This is a genomic window from Paraburkholderia sp. HC6.4b (genome assembly GCF_014200875.1).
Classification (GTDB): domain Bacteria; phylum Pseudomonadota; class Gammaproteobacteria; order Burkholderiales; family Burkholderiaceae; genus Paraburkholderia; species Paraburkholderia tuberum.
The window spans coordinates 40764-61244 of the sequence record NZ_JACHDC010000019.1; the positions used below are offsets into that span (position 1 = coordinate 40764).

17 protein-coding genes and 2 tRNA genes are annotated in these 20481 nt (G+C 62.9%); 14 read left to right on the forward strand and 5 right to left on the reverse strand.

What is annotated here, in order from left to right:
- Positions 1 to 5: 5 nt before the first annotated feature.
- The 12 genes from HDG34_RS26680 to HDG34_RS26735 all read left to right on the forward strand — a co-directional run bounded on the left by HDG34_RS26680 (position 6) and on the right by HDG34_RS26735 (position 11297).
- On the forward strand, positions 6 to 359 hold the full coding sequence (locus HDG34_RS26680) for a RidA family protein (RefSeq protein WP_184021856.1): 354 nt from the start codon (positions 6 to 8) through the stop codon (positions 357 to 359).
- 69 nt (positions 360 to 428) lie between these two features.
- Positions 429 to 2672, forward strand: a complete 2244-nt coding sequence (locus HDG34_RS26685; RefSeq protein ID WP_184063682.1) for a bifunctional (p)ppGpp synthetase/guanosine-3',5'-bis(diphosphate) 3'-pyrophosphohydrolase — start codon at positions 429 to 431, stop codon at positions 2670 to 2672.
- A 105-nt stretch (positions 2673 to 2777) separates the two neighbouring features.
- A tRNA-Val gene (locus tag HDG34_RS26690) sits at positions 2778 to 2854 on the forward strand.
- A 254-nt stretch (positions 2855 to 3108) separates the two neighbouring features.
- Positions 3109 to 5016: a threonine--tRNA ligase gene (gene thrS / locus HDG34_RS26695; protein ID WP_184063685.1), complete on the forward strand. Its 1908-nt coding sequence runs from the start codon at positions 3109 to 3111 to the stop codon at positions 5014 to 5016.
- 49 nt (positions 5017 to 5065) lie between these two features.
- Positions 5066 to 5590, forward strand: a complete 525-nt coding sequence (gene infC / locus HDG34_RS26700; protein ID WP_075643713.1) for a translation initiation factor IF-3 — start codon at positions 5066 to 5068, stop codon at positions 5588 to 5590.
- Positions 5591 to 5848: 258 nt separating this feature from the next.
- Complete coding sequence (rpmI, locus tag HDG34_RS26705) at positions 5849 to 6046, forward strand: 50S ribosomal protein L35 (RefSeq protein WP_006052501.1); 198 nt, start codon at positions 5849 to 5851, stop codon at positions 6044 to 6046.
- Between the two features lie 29 nt (positions 6047 to 6075).
- Positions 6076 to 6435, forward strand: coding sequence for a 50S ribosomal protein L20 (rplT, locus tag HDG34_RS26710; RefSeq protein WP_006052502.1), 360 nt, complete (start codon positions 6076 to 6078; stop codon positions 6433 to 6435).
- 158 nt (positions 6436 to 6593) lie between these two features.
- Entirely contained in the window at positions 6594 to 7607 is a 1014-nt protein-coding gene (gene pheS, locus HDG34_RS26715; protein ID WP_184063688.1) for a phenylalanine--tRNA ligase subunit alpha, read from the forward strand.
- 160 nt (positions 7608 to 7767) lie between these two features.
- Positions 7768 to 10203 (forward strand): phenylalanine--tRNA ligase subunit beta, encoded by a 2436-nt coding sequence (pheT, locus tag HDG34_RS26720; RefSeq protein WP_184063691.1) that lies wholly within the window; start codon positions 7768 to 7770, stop codon positions 10201 to 10203.
- A 69-nt stretch (positions 10204 to 10272) separates the two neighbouring features.
- A complete protein-coding gene (locus HDG34_RS26725) occupies positions 10273 to 10689 on the forward strand; it encodes an integration host factor subunit alpha (RefSeq protein ID WP_090800976.1) in 417 nt (138 codons plus the stop codon).
- 39 nt (positions 10690 to 10728) lie between these two features.
- Positions 10729 to 11145 (forward strand): MerR family transcriptional regulator, encoded by a 417-nt coding sequence (locus tag HDG34_RS26730; RefSeq protein WP_184021872.1) that lies wholly within the window; start codon positions 10729 to 10731, stop codon positions 11143 to 11145.
- Between the two features lie 75 nt (positions 11146 to 11220).
- A tRNA-Pro gene (locus tag HDG34_RS26735) sits at positions 11221 to 11297 on the forward strand.
- 95 nt (positions 11298 to 11392) lie between these two features.
- Here the strand turns inward: HDG34_RS26735 and HDG34_RS26740 are convergent.
- From HDG34_RS26740 to HDG34_RS26755, 4 genes are read right to left on the reverse strand one after another with little or no spacing between them, the layout of a single operon-like run.
- Entirely contained in the window at positions 11393 to 11995 is a 603-nt protein-coding gene (locus HDG34_RS26740; RefSeq protein ID WP_260321351.1) for a lysozyme inhibitor LprI family protein, read from the reverse strand.
- Between the two features lie 50 nt (positions 11996 to 12045).
- On the reverse strand, positions 12046 to 13197 hold the full coding sequence (locus HDG34_RS26745; protein WP_184063694.1) for an acyl-CoA dehydrogenase family protein: 1152 nt from the start codon (positions 13195 to 13197) through the stop codon (positions 12046 to 12048).
- A gap of 12 nt (positions 13198 to 13209) precedes the next feature.
- The gene (locus tag HDG34_RS26750; RefSeq protein WP_184063697.1) at positions 13210 to 14418 is read right to left on the reverse strand and encodes an acyl-CoA dehydrogenase family protein; all 1209 of its coding nucleotides are present in this window, start codon (positions 14416 to 14418) and stop codon (positions 13210 to 13212) included.
- Positions 14419 to 14448: 30 nt separating this feature from the next.
- The gene (locus tag HDG34_RS26755) at positions 14449 to 16569 is read right to left on the reverse strand and encodes a 3-hydroxyacyl-CoA dehydrogenase NAD-binding domain-containing protein (RefSeq protein ID WP_184063701.1); all 2121 of its coding nucleotides are present in this window, start codon (positions 16567 to 16569) and stop codon (positions 14449 to 14451) included.
- A 126-nt stretch (positions 16570 to 16695) separates the two neighbouring features.
- Between HDG34_RS26755 and HDG34_RS26760 the strand changes: the two genes are divergently transcribed.
- Entirely contained in the window at positions 16696 to 17604 is a 909-nt protein-coding gene (locus HDG34_RS26760) for a LysR family transcriptional regulator (protein WP_184063703.1), read from the forward strand.
- Between the two features lie 10 nt (positions 17605 to 17614).
- On the opposite strand, the gene HDG34_RS26765 is transcribed toward HDG34_RS26760, so the two are convergent.
- Positions 17615 to 18481: a hypothetical protein gene (locus HDG34_RS26765; RefSeq protein WP_184063706.1), complete on the reverse strand. Its 867-nt coding sequence runs from the start codon at positions 18479 to 18481 to the stop codon at positions 17615 to 17617.
- Positions 18482 to 18803: 322 nt separating this feature from the next.
- On the opposite strand from HDG34_RS26765, the gene HDG34_RS26770 reads away from it, so the two are divergent.
- On the forward strand, positions 18804 to 20468 hold the full coding sequence (locus HDG34_RS26770; protein WP_184063709.1) for an acyl-CoA synthetase: 1665 nt from the start codon (positions 18804 to 18806) through the stop codon (positions 20466 to 20468).
- The last annotated feature ends 13 nt before the right edge of the window (positions 20469 to 20481 follow it).

The following is a 20481-nucleotide window of genomic DNA, read 5'->3' on the forward strand; positions in this document are numbered from 1 at the left end:
TTTTCATGGCAGTCATTCGTTATCACGTCGGCAAGCGTCTCTCGGAAATGGCCGTGCACAACGGCACGGTGTACCTCGCGGGTCAGATCGCCGAAGACGACGATCAGGACATCGCCGGCCAGACGCGCGAAGTGCTCGGCCACATCGACCGTCTGCTCGCCGAAGCGAACAGCGACAAGTCGCTGTTGCTGTCGGTGCAGATCTATATCTCGGACATGGCGCATTTCGCCGGCATGAACGCCGTGTGGGACGAGTGGGTCGCGCAGGGCGACACGCCGCCGCGCGCGACCGTCGAGGCAAAGCTTGCGAATCCGAAGTGCCTCGTCGAAATCGTCGTGATCGCGGCGCAGCGCAACTGAGTCGCGGCCGTCCGGCAGCACCGTGGTTGATTTTCCGTTGAATCGTCTGGCCCGGCGGGCCGTCGCACCATGAACACCGATACCGTTCCGAGCGCACCTCATCCCCATCGTTCCTTCGACGAAGCGATGGCGTTCGTGCGCGAACATGCGGGCGAGGTGCGGCTGTCGTCGGGCGAATTGCTCGCGGATCACGCGGCGGGCACCGCGTCGATCATGCGCAAGCTCAACGTTGATCCGCCGGCGGTGCTGGCCGCTGCGCTGTTTGCGCTGACACCGCATCTGCGCGATCCGGAGCGCGTGATCGCCGACGACTTCGGCGAAGAAGTCGCCCAACTGGTCGGCGACGTACGCAAGCTGCTGCGGCTCGGCACGGTCAGTTTGCGCGCGGCGCAAAACGCGATGCCCGAGGCCGGGCGTGACGCGCAGGCTGCGCGCCGCGTGCAGGTCGAGGCGCTGCGCAAAATGCTGCTCGCGTTCGCGCAGGACATTCGCGTCGTGCTGATCCGCCTCGCGTCGCGGCTGCAAACGCTGCGTTATTACGCGGCCGCGAAGCTCACGCCGTCGCCCGACGTCGCACGCGAAACGCTCGATATCTACGCGCCGCTCGCGAACCGCCTCGGCATCTGGCAATTGAAGTGGGAGCTCGAGGACCTCGCGTTCCGTTTCGAGGAGCCGGACACCTACAAGCGCATCGCGAAACTGCTCGACGAGAAGCGCGTCGAGCGTGAGAGCTATGTCGCGCAGGCGATCGAACGCCTGCAGCAGGAGCTGGCCGCCGCGCATATCCGCGCGGAAGTGAGCGGTCGGCCGAAGCATATCTACAGCATCTGGCGCAAGATGCGCGGCAAGGAGCTGGACTTCGCCGAGTTGTACGACGTGCGCGCGTTTCGCGTGATCGTGCCGGACATCAAGGACTGCTACACCGTGCTCGGCATCGTGCACAACCTGTGGCAGCCGGTGCCGAAGGAGTTCGACGATTACATCTCCCGGCCGAAGCCGAACGGCTACAAGTCGCTGCACACCGTCGTGATCGGCGACGACGGCCGCGCGTTCGAAGTGCAGATCCGCACGCAGGAAATGCATCGCTTCGCCGAATACGGCGTGGCCGCGCACTGGCGCTACAAGGAAGCGGGTGCGCGCGGCTATGGCGGCACGTTCACCGCGAGCGAGAAATACGACGAGAAGATCGCCTGGCTGCGACAGTTGCTCGCGTGGAAGGACGAAGTCTCCGAGGGCGAGCATGGCGAAGCGGGCTCGGCACAGCCGTGGGAGCAGTTGCGCCAGGCCACGCTCGACGACGATCACATCTACGTGTTGACGCCGCAGGCGCGCGTGATTCCGTTGCCGCACGGCGCGACGCCGATCGACTTCGCGTTTCACCTGCACAGCGAGCTCGGGCATCGTTGCCGCGGCGCGCGCGTCGACGGCGCGATGGTGCCGCTCAACACGCCGCTGCAGAACGGCCAGACGGTCGAGATCGTGGCGGTGAAGGAGGGCGGTCCGTCGCGCGACTGGCTTAATCCGCAACTTGGCTATCTGCAAAGCCCGCGCGCGCGGCAGAAGGTGCGCGCATGGTTCAACGCGGTGGAGTTACAGGAGCACATCGCGAACGGTCGCGCGATGGTTGAAAAAACCCTGCAGCGCGAAGGCAAGACCTCGGTCAATCTCGATCAACTGGCCGCGCGGCTCGGTTTCAAGACCACCGACGACCTGTTCTCCGTGGTCGGCAAGGAGGAGTTCAGTCTGAGGCTCGTCGAGCAGGCGTTGCACGATGCGCCGCCGCCCGAGCCCGAGGTCGATGCGCCGGAGAAGTTCGAGAAACGCAGCAGCGGCGCGAGCGTCGCGCGCGGCGCATCCACGGGGGTGCTGGTGGTCGGCGTCGATGCGTTGCTCACCCAGCTCGCGCGCTGCTGCCGGCCGGCGCCGCCCGACGACATCTGCGGATTCGTTACGCGAGGCAAGGGCATGTCGGTTCATCGCAGCGACTGCGCGACGTTCCGCCGGATGGCGGAGCGCGCGCCGGAGCGCGTGCTTCAGACGGCGTGGTCGGCGGACGTGATGAGCGGCCGCGGCCATTCCGTCTACCCGGTCGACCTCAGCATCGAGGCGACGGACCGGCAAGGTCTGCTGCGCGATATCTCCGAAGTATTCGCGCGGGAAAAGATGAACGTGATCGGCGTAAAGACGCAATCGCGCCGCAATGCCGCGTTCATGCAATTTACCGTCGAGGTGTCGAGCTCCGCGCAGATTCAGCGCGCGTGCACGCTGCTGGGCGAGATCACGGGTGTCGTGCGCGCGACGCGCAAGAACTGAGGCGCGGGCGGTTGGAAAAAGCCCTGCTAGTGGCGCGACGGACTAAAGTCGCTGCATAAAAGTACTTGCCAAGCCGCGCTATACCCCATATACTCTCGTCTCTTCAGGCTCGTAGCTCAGCTGGTTAGAGCACCACCTTGACATGGTGGGGGTCGTTGGTTCGAGTCCAATCGAGCCTACCAACGAAAATGAAATTCCGGCCTCGCTGGGGTTTCGCAAACTGCAGTAAGCGCTTTGAGCGCAAAAAGGCGAATACGGTTATGACACCGCGAACGTTGACCGAAACCACTTCGGAACGACGCTAGTCGAGGACCACTTTCGCCAGTGAAGTTTGCATAAAATGTGAATGCGGCCCCTCGAAAGCGGGGCCGCATTTTTTTTATCTTTTTGACCCTGGTTGTATGTGCCGCCGCCGGTCGGCACCACGGAGAACGCAATGGTTTCGATACGTTTGCCTGACGGTTCTGTTCGACAGTACGAGCATCCGGTGACCGTCGCCGAAGTGGCCGCCTCGATCGGCCCCGGTCTCGCGAAAGCCGCGCTCGGCGGCAAGATCGACGGGGAGCTGGTCGATACGTCCATGCTGATCGATCACGACGTGGCGCTCGCCATCGTCACGGAGAAGGACGCAGACGGTCTCGATATCATCCGCCACTCGACGGCGCACCTGCTCGCGTACGCGGTGAAGGATCTGTACCCGGAAGCGCAGGTCACGATCGGCCCGGTCATCGACAACGGTTTCTATTACGACTTCTCCTATAACCGTCCTTTCACGCCGGAAGATCTCGAAAAGATCGAAAAACGCATGCAGGAACTCTCGAAGAGGGATGAGCCGGTGTCGCGTCGCGTGGTGTCCCGCGACGAAGCGGTCGAGTACTTCAAGAGCATCGGTGAAAAGTACAAGGCCGAGATCATCGAATCGATCCCCGCTAGCGACGAAATCAAACTGTACTCGCATGGCGGCTTCACGGACCTGTGCCGCGGCCCCCACGTGCCGTCCACCGGCAAGCTGAAGGTCTTCAAGCTGATGAAAGTCGCGGGCGCGTACTGGCGTGGCGACTCGAAGAACGAGCAACTGCAGCGCATTTACGGCACGGCCTGGACGAAGAAGGAAGACCAGGAAGCGTATCTCCACATGCTCGAAGAAGCCGAGAAGCGCGACCATCGCAAGCTTGGTAAGCAGCTCGACCTGTTCCACATGCAGGACGAGTCGCCGGGCATGGTGTTCTGGCATCCGCGCGGCTGGACGCTGTGGCAGCAAGTCGAGCAGTACATGCGCCGTCGCGTGAATGACGCCGGCTACCTGGAAATCAAGACGCCATTGATCATGGACCGCTCGCTGTGGGAAGCTTCGGGCCACTGGCAGAACTATCGTGAAAACATGTTCACGACGGAATCGGAAAAGCGTGACTACGCGATCAAGCCGATGAACTGCCCCGGTCACGTGCAGGTGTTCAATCACGGTCTGCGCTCGTATCGCGATCTGCCGCTGCGTTACGCGGAGTTCGGTTCGTGCCATCGCAACGAATCGTCGGGCGCGCTGCATGGACTGATGCGTGTGCGCGGCTTCGTGCAGGACGACGCGCATATTTTCTGTACCGAAGATCAGTTCATCAGCGAATCGATCGCGTTCAACACGCTGGCAATGAGCGTCTACCGCGACTTCGGCTTTGATAGCGTCGAGATCAAGCTGTCACTGCGCCCGGATGCGCGCGCCGGCACCGACGAAACTTGGGATCGCGCGGAGCAGGGACTGCGCGATGCGCTGACGGCCTGCGGCGTCACGTGGGAAGAGTTGCCCGGCGAGGGTGCATTCTACGGCCCGAAGGTCGAGTATCACATCAAGGACGCGCTCGGCCGCTCGTGGCAGTGCGGTACGCTGCAGCTCGACATGGTGTTGCCGGAGCGGCTGGGTGCCGAATACGTTGCCGAAGACAACAGTCGCCGTCGCCCGATCATGCTGCACCGGGCGATCGTCGGATCGATGGAGCGTTTCCTCGGGATTCTGATCGAGCACCATGCTGGTGCAATGCCCGCTTGGCTCGCGCCGATGCAGGTCGTAGTGATGAATATTGCGGAAAGTCAGGCCGAATACGCGCAGGCGCTAGCCCAATCGTTGCAAAAACAAGGGGTTAGAGTCGAGGCCGATTTGCGCAACGAGAAGATTAGCTATAAAATACGCGAGCACACGCTGGAAAAGGTCCCCTACCTGTTGGTGGTCGGCGACAAGGAGCGTGAAGCGCAAACGGTAGCCGTGCGTGCCCGTGGTGGTGTCGATATGGGTGTAATGCCTGTTGACGCCTTCATTGAGCGTCTGCGCCAGGACGTGCAGTCGTTCAACTGAGCCACTTGGTACCCGGCTCGTTTTTTTTAATTTTTAGAGGAAACGTAACATCGCTACTGATAAGTCTGCGCACCGCATCAACGGTGAAATTACAGCACCCGAGGTGCGACTGGTCGGCGTCGAGAACGAACCGCTCGGCATCGTGAAACTCGCTGATGCGTTCCGCATGTCGGAACAGCAGGACGTAGATCTGGTCGAAATCGCTCCGCAAGCGGTTCCGCCGGTTTGCCGCTTGATGGACTACGGCAAGTTCAAGTACCAGGAAGCGAAGAAGCAACACGAGGCCAAGCTCAAGCAGAAGGTCATCCAGGTCAAGGAAGTCAAATTCCGCCCAGGTACCGACGACGGTGATTACAACGTCAAGCTGCGCAACCTCGTCCGCTTCCTCGAAGACGGCGACAAGACGAAAATCACGTTGCGTTTCCGGGGCCGCGAAATGGCTCACCAGGAAATCGGCATGCGCATGCTCGAACGCCTGCGCACCGACCTCGACGAAGTCGGTCAGGTCGAGCAGATGCCGAAAATGGAAGGGCGCCAGATGATCATGGTGCTCGCTCCGAAGAAAAAGAAGTAAGCGCGAAGCAGTTGGCCGGAGCGACGGCGTGCCATGTGGCGCGCGCTCCGGCGGCGCAAGGTTGTTTGATGCTGTGCTGGGTGTCCGGCTTGGTGTCGGAAGGTTTCGGAACGTCGCGCATGCAAGTGCGCAGTGGTTCCCGAAAAGCGGCCGCTGGCGGTATCGGCGGTCTGCATACCAAGTGGAATGGGTTTCGAAGGGCGGGAAATGGCCATCTGGCCGACCGCACACCCATGTCCATCTAATAATGGAGTTGTCATGCCGAAGATGAAGACCAAGAAGAGCGCTGCAAAGCGCTTCGTGGTGCGTCCGGGCGGTACCGTCAAGCGCGGTCAGGCCTTCAAGCGTCACATTCTTACCAAGAAGACCACCAAGAACAAACGCCATCTGCGCGGCTCCACGGCAGTTCATGATTCCGATCTGAACTCCGTTCGCGCAATGCTGCCGTTCGCTTAACCCTTAACCGACACTCATAGGAGCGAAACATGCCTCGAGTAAAACGTGGGGTTACCGCACGGGCCCGTCACAAGAAGATCATCAAGCTGGCCAAGGGTTACCGCGGCCGTCGCAATAACGTCTATCGCATCGCCAAGCAGGCGGTCATGCGCGCAGGCCAATACGCCTACCGCGACCGCCGCAACAAGAAGCGTGTGTTCCGCGCACTATGGATCACGCGTATCAACGCGGCGGTGCGTCAGCACGACATGACGTACAGCGTGTTCATCAACGGCCTGAAGAAGGCGTCGATCGAACTGGACCGTAAGGTGCTGGCCGACATGGCTGTGTTCGACAAGGCTGCTTTTGCTGCGATCGTTCAGCAGGTGAAAGCCGCCGTTGCAGCCTGATTGCGCTTCTGGCAATTAAAACTGCGTGGTTCGTTGCAGCGAACATCCGGTAGTCTCGGTGACGCTGCAACAAAAACGGGGCTCCTCACCGAGCCCCGTTTTTGTTGGTAGAACCAGTTTTGTTTCGATAGAACACTGACGTTGAAATGATGGGATCAATGGATCTGGACCAGATTGTCGCCGACGCGCAAAAAGGCTTCGCAGAAGCCCCCGACGTCACCACCCTCGAGAACGAGAAAGCGCGCTTTCTCGGTAAGGCGGGTGCGCTGACCGAGCTGTTGAAGGGCCTTGGCAAACTCGATCCCGAAACGCGCAAGACCGAAGGCGCACGGATCAACCTCGTCAAGCAACAGGTCGAGGCCGCGCTGACGGCACGTCGTCAGGCGCTCGCCGACGCACTTCTGAACCAGCGTCTCGCTGCTGAAGCGATCGACGTCACGCTGCCGGGCCGCGGCGCCAATGCAGGTAGCCTGCACCCGGTGATGCGCACCTGGGAGCGCGTCGAACAGATTTTCCGTACGATCGGATTCGACGTGGCCGACGGCCCCGAGATCGAAACCGACTGGTACAACTTCACCTCGCTGAACAGCCCGGAAAACCATCCGGCGCGTTCGATGCAGGACACCTTCTACGTCGACGGCAAGGATGCCGACGGCCGCCCGCTGCTGCTGCGCACGCATACGAGCCCGATGCAGGTGCGCTACGCGCGCACCAACACGCCGCCGATCAAGGTGATCGTACCGGGCCGCACGTATCGCGTGGATAGCGACGCGACGCATTCGCCGATGTTCAACCAGGTCGAAGGCCTGTGGATTGACGAGAACATCAGCTTCGCGGACCTGAAGGGCGTCTATACCGACTTCCTGAAGAAATTCTTCGAGCGCGACGACATTCTCGTGCGCTTTCGTCCGTCGTATTTCCCGTTCACCGAACCGTCGGCCGAGATCGACATGCAGTTCGAAACGGGCAAGAACGCGGGCAAGTGGCTCGAAATTTCGGGCTCCGGCCAGGTGCATCCGACTGTGATCCGCAACATGGGTCTCGACCCGGAGCGCTACATCGGCTTCGCTTTCGGCAGTGGCCTCGAGCGTCTCACGATGCTGCGTTACGGCGTGCAGGACCTGCGCCTGTTTTTCGAAAACGACCTGCGTTTCCTGCGTCAATTCGCGTGACCCGGCGCGCGCGAGCGCGACGAAGCATAAATCGCGACAGCGCACCTGGTGCGCGCCGCGAGCGTCCCCGGCAGAGCTCGCTGAACCGGCGCAAGACCACCGGGCTTTACGAAGCATCTGCCGGACGTGGACCTAACCTGATCACAACGTACACAGAACCATGCAATTTCCGGAATCCTGGCTCAGAACTTTTGTCGATCCGCAACTGACCACCGACGAGCTGTCGCACGCGTTGACGATGGCGGGTCTCGAAGTCGAAGACCTGCGGACGGCCGCGCCGCCGACCTCGAAGATCGTCGTCGGCCAGGTGCTGGAAGTCGTCAAGCACCCGGATGCGGACAAGCTCAACGTGTGTCAGGTCGACGCTGGCACCGGCGCGACGCTCAACATCGTGTGCGGCGCGCCGAATGTTGCGCCCGGCATCAAGGTGCCGGTCGCGCTGGTCGGCGCGCAACTGCCGCCGGCCGAAGAGGGCGGCGCACCGTTCGCGATCAAGCTGTCGAAGCTGCGCGGCGTGGAAAGCCAGGGCATGCTGTGCTCGGCGCGCGAGCTGAAGCTCTCCGAAGATCACAGCGGTCTGATGATCCTGCCGGAAGGCACGCCGATCGGCCAGGACATCCGCGACACGCTCAATCTCGACGACACCGTTTTTGAAATCAAGCTGACGCCGAACAAGGCCGACTGTCTGTCGGTATTCGGCGTCGCGCGAGAAACGTCGGCGATTAGCGGGGCGCCGCTGCGTCCGCTCGAAATCAAGCCGGCTCCGGTCACGCTCAACGAAACGCTGCCCGTGAAAATCTCCGCGCCCGATCTGTGCGGCCGTTTCTCGGGCCGCGTGATCCGCGGCGTCAATGCGCGTGCAAAGTCGCCGCAATGGATGGTCGAGCGTCTCGAGCGCTCCGGCCAGCGCAGCATTTCCGCGCTCGTCGACATCTCGAACTATGTGATGCTCGAGCTGGGGCGTCCGTCGCACGTGTTCGATCTCGACAAGATCCACGGCGGCATGGACGTACGCTGGGGCCGCAAGGGCGAAACGCTGAAGCTGCTGAACGGGAACACGGTCGAGCTCGACGAAACGGTCGGTGTGATCGCCGACGAGCAGCATATCGAAAGCCTCGCGGGCATCATGGGCGGCGACAGCACCGCGGTCACGCTCGACACCACCAACATCTATCTCGAGGCCGCGTTCTGGTGGCCCGACAGCATTCGTGGTCGCTCGCGCAAGTACAACTTTTCGACCGATGCAGGCCATCGCTTCGAGCGCGGCGTCGACTACGCGACGACCGTCGATCATATCGAGCGCATCACGCAGCTGATCCTCGACATCTGCGGCGGCAAAGCGGGTCCGGTCGACGATCAGATCGTCAACGTCCCGAAGCGCGCGCCCGTGAAGATGCGCGTTTCGCGCGCGAACCGCATCATCGGCGTCGCGATCGGTGTCGATGAAATCGCGCAGATCTTCACGCGCCTCGGCCTCTCGTTCGAGCGTGACGGCGATACGTTCTCGGTGATGCCGCCGTCGTACCGCTTCGATATCGAAATCGAAGAGGACCTGATCGAAGAGGTCGCGCGTATCCACGGCTTCGAAAAGATTCCGGCGCGCCCGCCGGTCGCGACCAGCGAAATGCGCGCGACCAACGAGACGCAACGCTCCATCCACGCGATCCGTCATGCGCTCGCAGCGCGCGACTACGCGGAAACGGTGAACTTCAGCTTCGTCGACGCGGAGTGGGAGCAGGACTTCGCAGGCAACAGCAACCCCGTGCGTCTTATCAACCCGATCGCGAGCCAACTGTCGGTGATGCGCACGACGTTGTTCGGCAGCCTGATTCATGTGTTGCGCACGAATCTGAACCGTCGCGCGGCGGACCGCGTACGCGTGTTTGAAGCAGGTCGCGTATTCCTGCACGATCCGTCGATCAAGGCCGGCGAGCTGACCGTCGAAGGTTTCGCGCAGCCGAAGATGATCGGCGCGCTCGCCTATGGGCCCGCGCTCGACGAGCAGTGGGGCGCACCGACGCGTGCCGTCGACTTCTTCGACGTGAAGGGCGACCTCGAAGCGCTGGTCGCACCGGCGCTCGCGCGGTTCGTGCAGGCCGAGCATCCGGCGCTGCATCCGGGACGCAGCGCGCGGATCGAATTGAATGGTCGCGCAGTGGGCTGGATTGGCGAATTGCATCCGCGCTGGATGCAAAAATATGATTTGCCGCATGCGCCGATTCTGTTTGAAATCGAAGCGGAAGCATTAATGCAACGGGTATTGCCGATTCCGTCGGAAGTTTCAAAATTCCCGCCGGTACGACGTGATATCGCGGTGGTCGTCGATCAGAAAATCGAGGTTCAGGCGCTGCTCGACGAGCTTCAGAAGGCCCAGTCCGAACCGGCCTGCAAGGCTGTCCAGAAGGTTGCACTTTTCGACGAATTTCGTCCAAAATCAAACACTTCCGGTGGTCTGGCCGCGCACGAGAAAAGCCTTGCGTTCCGGGTGACCTTGCAAGATACTGGCGGAACCCTTCAGGATGAAACGGTCGATCTGGCTATTCAAACTCTGGTGGAACGTCTAGCTCGAGTATATGGCGCACGGTTGCGCGGATAACCCGCATTTAACAATTGCACGGCTGTTTCCGCATCCATTGTTTTACGCTTGGCGCGCCATTTGATAGATATGAATGAAATGAACTCGAGTGATTTCGAAGCCCTTCTTACGGCGCAACGCAGCGCCATGATTCGAGATATTCCGACATCATCCGCCGTCGTTTCCAATGAAACGCCGACACTCACCAAGGCGGAACTTGCCGAGTTGCTGTTCGACAATGTCGGGCTCAACAAGCGGGAAGCGAAGGACATGGTCGAGGCGTTCTTCGAGGTGATCCGCGATGCGCTCGAGAGCGGCGACAGCGTGAAGCTGTCGGGCTTCGGCAACTTCCAGTTGCGCGACAAGCCGCAGCGTCCGGGCAGAAATCCGAAGACGGGCGAGGCGATTCCGATTGCGGCACGTCGCGTGGTGACGTTTCATGCAAGTCAAAAACTGAAGGCGCTCGTCGAAAACGGCGCCGAAGCGAGCTTCTCGCGCGCTGATTGACTGGCGCGCTTTCGGGCAACCCATCACGGCTAACTGACGATGACAGCGACGATCGAAAAAGTCGTCTTGCCTCCGATTCCGGCGAAGCGGTACTTCACGATTGGTGAGGTCAGCGAACTTTGTGGGGTAAAGCCTCACGTGCTGCGTTACTGGGAGCAGGAGTTCACCCAGTTGAGGCCGGTCAAGCGGCGCGGCAATCGTCGGTATTATCAGCATCACGAGGTGCTGCTGATCCGGCGGATTCGAGAGTTGCTGTACGAGCAGGGTTTTACGATCAACGGGGCGCGCAACCGGCTCGATTCGCATGGCGGCGGTGGGCCGGATGCGGTGGTCGAAGAGGGTGAGGCTACCGCCGGAGTCGCGGGTCAGGTGCAGGCATCGGCGGCAACGGTTGCGGTCGATGTCGAGAAGTTGCGCAAGGAACTGCAGAACGTAATCGATCTGCTGGGCCACTAGTTCATGGACTTGTTCGCTTTGTTCGTGTCGAGCGGTTCTAATCGAATGAAGTGTCTGTTATAATTTTCTTCTGTTCGGGGCGTAGCGCAGCCTGGTAGCGTACCTGCATGGGGTGCAGGTGGTCGGAGGTTCAAATCCTCTCGCCCCGACCAAAAAGATCAAAAGGACTTACGGTGAAAGCCGTAAGTCCTTTTTTCTTGTCCGTCGCGCGGGGCAGCGTTTCCCGCTGTCAACGCTTCGCCCACGCTCATCTGCATCCCGAAGCCTCGATTGCTTTGCTTATGCGCTCGGTTTCGGCTGTCTTGCACATCGCGACCGCCGTGGGCAGCATCGACCCGCCGCCCCATTCTCGAGAAGCCGATTTTTTGCAGTTGGCGTCACGGCGCGTTTTCCACGCGGTGAGCCTCTTCTCGATCGCCGCTTGGCAACTCGCCGACACCGCGGCCTTGCCCTTGACGACCTGCTCCAGCTTCTGCTCCGCGACGATCTGATCGCGCCACGCGCACAGATTCATGCTCATCTGATTCGCGTCGCAATGCGACAGGGCCGCGTCGACCTCACTGGCGGGCAGTCCACTGCGGGTTGCGATGACGTCGGCTGGATTGGATGCGGTTGCCCTTGTTGCGAGTTGAGCGTCGACATCTGCCAAGGTCACCGGTCGCCGCATTTCGTCATTGGTGCATCGGCCAAAGTACGCAGGCGTGCCTATCCCGAAGGTGCAATTGTTCGCTACGTCGTTGTCGTAGCGAAGGACAGCGCCCTCGTGCATCCGCAATGCTGTCCATCCGGCATCGGTCAACTTTTTTGATTCGTTTGGCAGGCTCAGCTCCTCAAGAATAGGCGAGTGCAATCTGGCAGACTTGTCACCGGCACGCGTTCGCATTCGCAAGCGCACACGAATCACAGCCCTCGAGCCCCCAACGCCACAAACCGCTCCAGATGATGATCCTCATCCCCAAGCTGATGATCGATCATCACGAGCCGCTTCGCGTAATGCGCGAGCGGCAGTTCCCACGTCATACCGATCCCGCCGTGCAACTGGATGCATTCCTCCGCGACTCGCGTGCCGATCCGGCCGATGCTGTACTTCGCCGCCGACACCGCGCGCTCGCGCGCGTTTCGTTCACCGTCGAGCGCCGCCGCCGCGTTGATCACCGCCGAGCGCGCCTGCTCGATTTCGAGCAGCAAATCGGCCATGCGATGCTGCAACGCCTGGAAGCTGCCGATCGGCACGCCGAACTGCTTGCGCGTGCGCAGATAGTCGAGCGTGTAGTCTTTCGCGACGTCCATTGCGCCGACCGCTTCCGCGCACAGCGCGAGCACGCCGCAACTCAGCGCATATTCGAGCGTCGCAAAGCCGTGATCCACTGAGCCGAGCACGGTGTCGTCGCGGAGCGTGACGTCGTCGAACGTCACTTCGGCCGCGCGTCCTCCGTCGATCTTGCGATAGCCGCGCACGCTCACACCCGTCGCGTCCCTCGGCACCAGAAACAGCGTGATGCCGGCTTCGGCATCGTCCTCGCCGCTCGTGCGTGCCGAGACGAGGAACACCTGAGCATGCTCGCCATGCTGAACGACGGCCTTTGCGCCGTGCAACGTCCACACGCCGCTGTTGCCATTTACGCTGCGGCGCGCGCGCGTCGTCGCGACCCGGGCAAGCTCGTAATGACTGTCCGGTTCACCATGCGCGAGCGCAACGATCCGCGAGCCGTCGATCAACGAATCCAGCGCCGCATGCTGCACGTCGCCGCCGCTGCGAGCGATCGCCCGGCCGACGATTAGCGTATCGAGAAACGGTTCGACGACGAGCCCGCGGCCGATACTCTCGAACACCACGGAAATATCGAACCCGCCGCCGCCAAAACCGCCGCTCGCTTCGTCGAACAGTGCGCCGATCACGCCAAGCTCCGCGAAGCGTGCCCATAATTCGGTGCTGAAGCCTTGCGTCGAGCGTGCGATTTCATCGCGCGTCGCGAAGCCGTACTGCTCGCTGATAAACCGATTCAGCGTATCCGCCAGCATGCGGCGCTCTTCGGTGTGCTGGAAATTCATGACGTGCGCCTCTTACAGTCCGAGGATCATTTTGGAAATGATGTTCTTCTGGATTTCGTTCGAGCCGCCGAAGATCGACAGCTTGCGATTATTGAAGTACTGCGACGCGGCACTCGCGGCTTCGTCGGGGCCGACCGGCACGCCGTCGAAGCCTTCGTGCAGCGCTTCCTCGACGAATGGCTGCGCATAAGCGCCCATCGCACGCCGCGTCAGCGACGAGATCTCCTGACGGATCTCGGTGCCGCGAATCTTCAGCATCGAACTCTCGGCACCGGGCACGCCGCCGCCCGCCACGGCCGCGATCACCCGAAGATTGGTCGTCTTCATGTTCTCGAGATCGATCTCGACGCGCGCCATGCGTGCCGCGAACGCCGGATCCTCGGCGAGCGGCCGGCCATTGCGCAGCTGTGTCGCGGCGATCTTGCGCAGACGGTTGAAGGCGGCGACGGAAAAGCCGACGCCGGCGATATTGGTGCGCTCGTACGTAAGCAGATATTTCGCGTAGGTCCAGCCCTTGTTTTCTTCGCCGACGAGATTTCCGACCGGCACGCGCACGTCGGTGAAGAACACTTCATTGACCTCGTGCTCGCCGTCGAGCGTGATGATCGGCCGGACTTCGACGCCCGGCGTGTTCATGTCGATCAGCAGAAAGCTGATGCCTTCCTGTTTGCGCACGTCGGTCGCGGTGCGCACGAGGCAGAAGATCATGTTCGCGTAATGACCGAGTGTGGTCCACGTCTTCTGGCCATTGACGAGGTAGTGCTCGCCCTGCGCGTCCTTGCCGCGCACTGCCGTCGTCTTGACCGAAGCGAGATCGGAGCCCGCGCCCGGCTCCGAATAGCCCTGGCACCACCAGTCGGAACCGTCGAGAATGCGCGGCAGCCAGTGACGCTTCTGCGCCTCGCTGCCGTACTTGATCAGCACCGGCCCGAGCATGTTGACGCCGAACGGCACGACGCGTGGCGCGCCGGCGAGTGCGCATTCGTTTTCGAAGATGAATTTCTGCACTGCGCTCCAACCCGGGCCGCCGTACTCTTTCGGCCAGTGATTCGCGAGCCAGCCTTGCGCGTTCAGAATCGCGTGCCACTCGGCCATGTCGCCGCGCGTCAGACGCCGCCCGCCGTGCACCTTGCCGGCGAGACGTCGCGGGAGCTTGTCGCGCAGAAACGCCAGCACGCTGGCGCGAAAAGCTTCTTCCTCGGAGGTGAAGTTCAGATCCATCGCAGTCGTTCCGTCAGTGTTCGTGGTGGTTCAGGCCGTCGTGTTCAGGCTCGCGAAATCCGCGCCGCGCTCGACCAGATCGACGAGCAGCGGCGACGGCCGCCAGAACAGCGGGTCTTCCTTCGCGAACTCGCGGATGTCGGCGAGAATCGTCGGCAGGCCGACGCTATCCGCGTATTTCATCGGACCGCCGCGGTAGCGCGGAAAGCCGTAGCCGTACAGCAGGGTCACGTCGACGTCGAGCGGGCGCAGCGCGATACCTTCGTGGACGACGTTCGCGCCTTCGTTGATCATCGCGGCCAGATAGCGGCGCATGATCTGCTCGTCGGTGAAGCTGCGCGGCGTGATGCCCGCGCGCGCACGCTCGGCGTCGATGATCGCCTCGACTTCGGGATCGGGCATGCCGCCGCGCGATCCTTCGGGGTACAGATAGAATCCGCGGCCGGTCTTCTGGCCGAACCAGCCGCGCTCGCACAGGCGGTCGGCGATCTGCACGTAGCGCGCGTTCGGGTCGCGCGTGGCCGCGCGGCGTTTGCGCGCCGCCCAGCCGATGTCGCCGCCCGCGAGATCGACCACCTGAAACGGGCCCATCGGCAAGCCGAACGCCCGCACCGCCGCGTCGATCTGATACGGCGATGCACCGTCTTCCATCAGCGCGTCCGCGGCGGCGCGGTACACGGCAAGCAGGCGATTGCCGATGAAGCCGTCGCACACGCCGGCGCGCACCGGCGTCTTGCGCAGCTTCTTCGCGAACTCGAACGCAGTCGCGACGACGTCGGCGCTGACCTGCTTCGGCACCACGACTTCGAGCAGCTTCATGATGTTGGCGGGCGAGAAGAAGTGCAGTCCGATTACGTCGGCGGGGCGCGAGATGCTGGCTGCGATCGCGTCGATGTCCAGATACGACGTGTTGGTCGCGAGCACCGCACCGGACTTGCAGACGCGATCGAGCTCGGCGAATACGGCCTTTTTGACGTCGAGATCTTCGAACACGGCTTCGATCACGAGGTCGGCGTGAGCAAGCGCATCGTACGACGTGCTGCCGCTCCAGCGCGCGATGGTCGCGGCTTTCTTCTCAGCGGTGAGGCGGCCCCGGGCGATCAGCCCGTCGTAGACCTTGTCGATGTGCGCGCGGCCACGCGCGAGCGCCGCTTCGTCGCGTTCGATCAGCGTGACGGGCAGCCCCGCGTCGAGCACTGCGACCGCAATGCCCGCGCCCATCGTCCCGCCGCCGATCACGCCGATCGCCTCCAGCGCGCGCGGTTTCGCGTCGCGCGTTTCGGGCGCCTTCAGCACTTCGCGCTCGGCGAAGAATGCGTGAACCAGGCCGGCGCGCTGCGGGCTGTCGAGGCATTGCAGGAACAGCTTGCGTTCGAGCTTCAAGCCCTCCTCGAAGGGCTGTTCGATCGCGGCTTCGACGGCATCGACGATTTTCAGCGGCGAGAACAGGCCGCGCGCTTTCTTCGCGGTTTCGTCACGCGCTTTCGCGACGGCGGCGCGGCTCGCGGCGCGATCGATCAATGCGGCGGCGTCGCGCGTGCGGCGTACCGGCGCGTGCGCGGCGAGCAGCTCGTGCGCGTAGGCGAGCCCTTCGGCGAGGATGTCGCCGCTGTCGCCGAGACGGTCGACGAGGCCGAGCGCGAGCGCCTCCTTCGCGTTCGCGTGACGGCCGCTCAGCATCAGGTCGAGCGCCGCCGGCGCGCCGATCAGACGCGGCGTGCGTTGCGTGCCGCCCGCGCCAGGCAGCAGACCCAGCTGCACTTCGGGCAGGCCGAGCTTCGCGCCGTCGACGGCGATCCGGTAATGCGCGGCGAGCGCCACTTCGAGCCCGCCGCCGAGCGCCGCGCCATGCAGCGCGGCAATCACGGGTTTCGTGCATGCCTCGATGCGGTTGCACACGTCCGGCAGCGAAGGCGGCACCGGCGGCTTGCCGAACTCGCGAATCTCGGCACCGGCGATGAAGTTGCGCCCCGCGCCGACGATCAGCACGGCTTCGACCGCGCGGTCGGCGTCGGCGGCTTCGATCGCGGCCAGCAGGCCGCGCCGCACGTCGGCGGATAGCGCGTTGACCGGCGCGTGGTCGATCGTGACGAGCAGGACCTTGCCGTGCAATTCGCGCGTGACGACGTCGGCTGAGGAGGAAAGGGTCATCGTAGGTGTCTCCGTTTGAGGATGGCGAGGCGCGCCGGATCGTCCCATTCTGGAGTGGTCAACGTTCATTGACAATTACACCGTTGATTGACAGACTGCCAAAATTATTTTGACAAAGACTGGGCCATGGACGTCAACTCGCTGACCCTGCTCGTCGACATCCTCGACGCCGGCAATCTGAGCGAAGCGGCGCGCCGGCTCAAGATGAGCCGCGCGAACGTCAGCTATCACCTGAATCAGCTCGAGCGTTCGGTCGGCCTGCAATTGGTGCGACGCACCACGCGTCGCGTCGAGCCGACCGAGATCGGTCTGCGGCTCTACGAGCACGGCCGCACGATCCGCAACGCGCTGCTGGCCGCGCGCGAGTCGGTGACGACACTGGGCCAGAGCCTGCAGGGGCGCGTGCGGCTCAGCGTGCCGAGCGGCTATGGCCAGCTCGTGATGTCCGACTGGCTGATCGCGTTCAAGCGGCTGTATCCGGGAATCGTGCTCGATGTGATGTTCGAGAACCGCGTCGAGGATCTGATGCGCGACGAGATCGACATCGCGGTGCGCGTGATGTCGGAGCCGCCGCAAAACCTCGTCGCGCGGGACATGGGGCCAGTCCGGTACGTGGCCTGCGCATCCCCCGAATTCGCGCGGACACACGGCCTGCCCGCGACGCTCGACGACCTGCGCACCGCGCCGCTGATTACCGCGGCCGTGATCGGCAAGCAGTTGCGGCTCGCCGCGTATCTGCGCGACGAGCGTCATGAAGTCCTGCTCGAACCGACGATTATTTCGGAAAACTTTCTATTTTTGCGCCAGGCGGTGCTGGCCGGTCTCGGTGTCGGACTCGTGCCCGACTACGTGGTGCAGGACGATCTGAAGCTCGGCGCCGTGCTGACCGCGCTCGATGCCTGGCGGCTCAGCATCTTCGGCACGCACATGTACATGCTGTACATGCCGAATCGGCATCACACGCGCGCGGCGGCGACGTTCATCGACTTCGTGCTGGAGCAGGCGCAGGGCTCGGGCAGGGGCGGCGCGAACTGAAGCTGCGAACTCAGGCGCCGAGTCTGCGCGCGATGGCCGTCGTGACCATCGGCACGCCGACGCGCAGCAGCTTGCGCACGCCTTCGTCGCTACCGACTTTGCCCACCGCGTTGTCGATCATCGCCTGCATCACGCTCGCCGGATAAAATTCGCGAAACAGCGTGTTGGCGCCGGTTTGCTCGAACACGTGGTGCAGGAGCGACCCAACGGGGGGGCCGATGCGCTTGAACAGGCCCATCTTGACCACCCGGTTGTTCCACAGATGCAGCGTGTACGCATTGGAACAGAGCGCCGCGCACTCGTCGAAATAGCGCGGCAGGAACACCTTGTAGTAATCGTTGAAGTGCACCGGATAGAACAGGCTTTCGGGAAGACCGGCCTTCACGCCGTAGATGGCGGTCAACAGACGCGGGCCCGTGTCGCCCCATTTCAGTGCCCGGCCTTTCATCGCTTCGACCCGTTCGATCGCCTCGTGCAAGCGCGGCTGATCCGGATCGAGCCGCAGAATCGCATTACAGATGCTCGACTGGGTTTCCCGGCCGATCAGATCGCCCTTGGCGTTGAGATCGAAATCGCGTAGCAGCAGCATGTCGGTATCGACCCAGATCTCATCGGTCTTCGTGAACATCACGAAGCGGAAATAGTCGGTGAAATGCTGCATCGACGGCACGCCGTGAATCGGGAAGTCGTTCAGCGAGTCGCGCGGCAGTATCGTGGTCGCGTCCTTCGCGATCACGCCGGGCGGCAGAGTGTCGATCGGCTCGTAGCTATAGAGCGCGACCTCGCTGCCGTACAGCGTGAACGAATTCAGACAGGCGATCTCGTAGGGAGAAAGTTCCGGGCCATGCCAGAACGATGCAAACCTTGCCTTGCGCATATGTCATCCAGGGTAGCGATCATGCGGCGCAACATGCGCGCCGAACCTGTGTAACGATCCTAGACGGGCACGGCACAGGTCAGATGTAAAGGGCCTGAATCGCACAGGAGTTGTCGCAAAACGTTGAGTTCAGCGCAACGAGTCGGCGATTATGAGCGGGACTATGTCGTATCTGGCGAATTCAGTTGCGCACGGCAATGCATCAACCGAGTGCGCAAGGTCGTGGGCTAAACTGCGGAACACCGGCCATGCGCGCAGAGGCAGCAAGCGACGGACCATGCATCACGCCATGCAGCGGCAACGACGATATCCAGGAGACCCGATGAACCTCGACGGCGAGACTTACGATTCGCTCACGGCCAGCTTCGCGTGGCGTATTCCACCGCGCTACAACATCGGCGTCGACACATGCGACAAGTGGGCCGATGGCTCGGGGCGTCTCGCGCTGATCTACGAAGACGCCGACGGCCGCGCGACCCGCTATACGTTTGACGAACTGAAAGCCCTGTCCGACCGCTTCGCCAATGCGCTGCTCGCGGCGGGCGCGCGGCGCGGCGAGCGCATCGGCATCTTTCTGTCGCAATCGATCGAAACGGCCATCGCGCATCTCGCGGCCTACAAGGCCGGCATGGTCGCGGTGCCGCTGTTCGCGCTGTTCGGCGTGGACGCGATCGAGCATCGGCTCGGCGACAGCGGCGCGCTCGCGCTGATCACCGATCACGCCGGCGTGCAAAAGATCGCCGAAATTCGCGGCGCGCTGCCCGGGTTGCGACACGTGTTCAGTGTCGATATCGAGCAGGATGACGAAGCATCGGACGCGCCCGTGCGGTCGTTCTGGCAGGCGTTGAATGGCGCTTGCGCCGAGTTCACGCCGGCCGACACCGCCGCGGACGATCCGGCGATCATCATCTATACGTCGGGCACGACCGGAAAACCGAAGGGCGCGTTGCACGGGCATCGCGTATTGCTCGGGCATCTGCCCGGCGTGGAGATGTCGCAGCAGGGCTTTCCCGCGCGCGCGACGCTGATGTGGACGCCCGCGGACTGGGCGTGGATCGGCGGTCTGTTCGACGTGCTGCTGCCATCGTGGCATCACGGTGTCGCGGTGCTGGCGCGCCGTTTTGCGAAATTCGACGGCCACGCCGCGTTCGATCTGCTCGCGCGTCACGCCGTCTCCCATGCGTTTCTACCGCCGACCGCGCTGAAGATGATGCGCGGCGTCGAGCGGCCCGCCCATCTGCGTCTCGCGTTGCAAGCGGTCGCGAGCGGCGGCGAATCGCTGGGCGAGGAACTGATCGGCTGGGGGCGCGACGCACTCGGCGTGACGATCAACGAGTTCTACGGGCAGACCGAGTGCAACGTCGTGGTGTCGTCGTGCGCGGCGCTGTTCGAGCCGCGCTTCGGCGCGATCGGGCGCGCGGTGCCGGGGCACCATGTCGCGATCGTCGATGCCGCCGGCAACGAGCTGCCGCCCGGCGCGATCGGCGATATCGCGGTGGCCGCGCCCGATCCGGTGATGTTTCTCGGCTACTGGCGGAATGTTGCGGCCACCAACGACAAATTCCGCGGCAGGTTTCTGCTGACCGGCGATCTCGGCACGCGCGACGCGGACGGCTTCATTCGCTTCGTCGGCCGTGGCGACGACGTGATCACGAGCGCCGGTTACCGGATTGGGCCGGCGTCGATCGAGGATTCGCTGCTGCGTCATCCGGCCGTCGCGATGGCGGCCGTGGTCGGCGCCCCCGATCGCGAGCGCACCGAAATCGTGATGGCGTTCGTCGTGCTGAAAGCGGGTTTCGTCGGCGACGATGCACTCGTGCGCGAGATCCAGCAGCACGTGAAGACGCGTCTGGCCGCGCACGAATATCCGCGCGAGATTCGCTTCGTCGAAAGCCTGCCGATGACGGCCACCGGCAAGGTGATCCGCAAGACGCTGCGCGAGGCGGTGACACACGGTCCGGACGCGATCTCACCGGCGAAAAACTGAGTCTGCTACGATG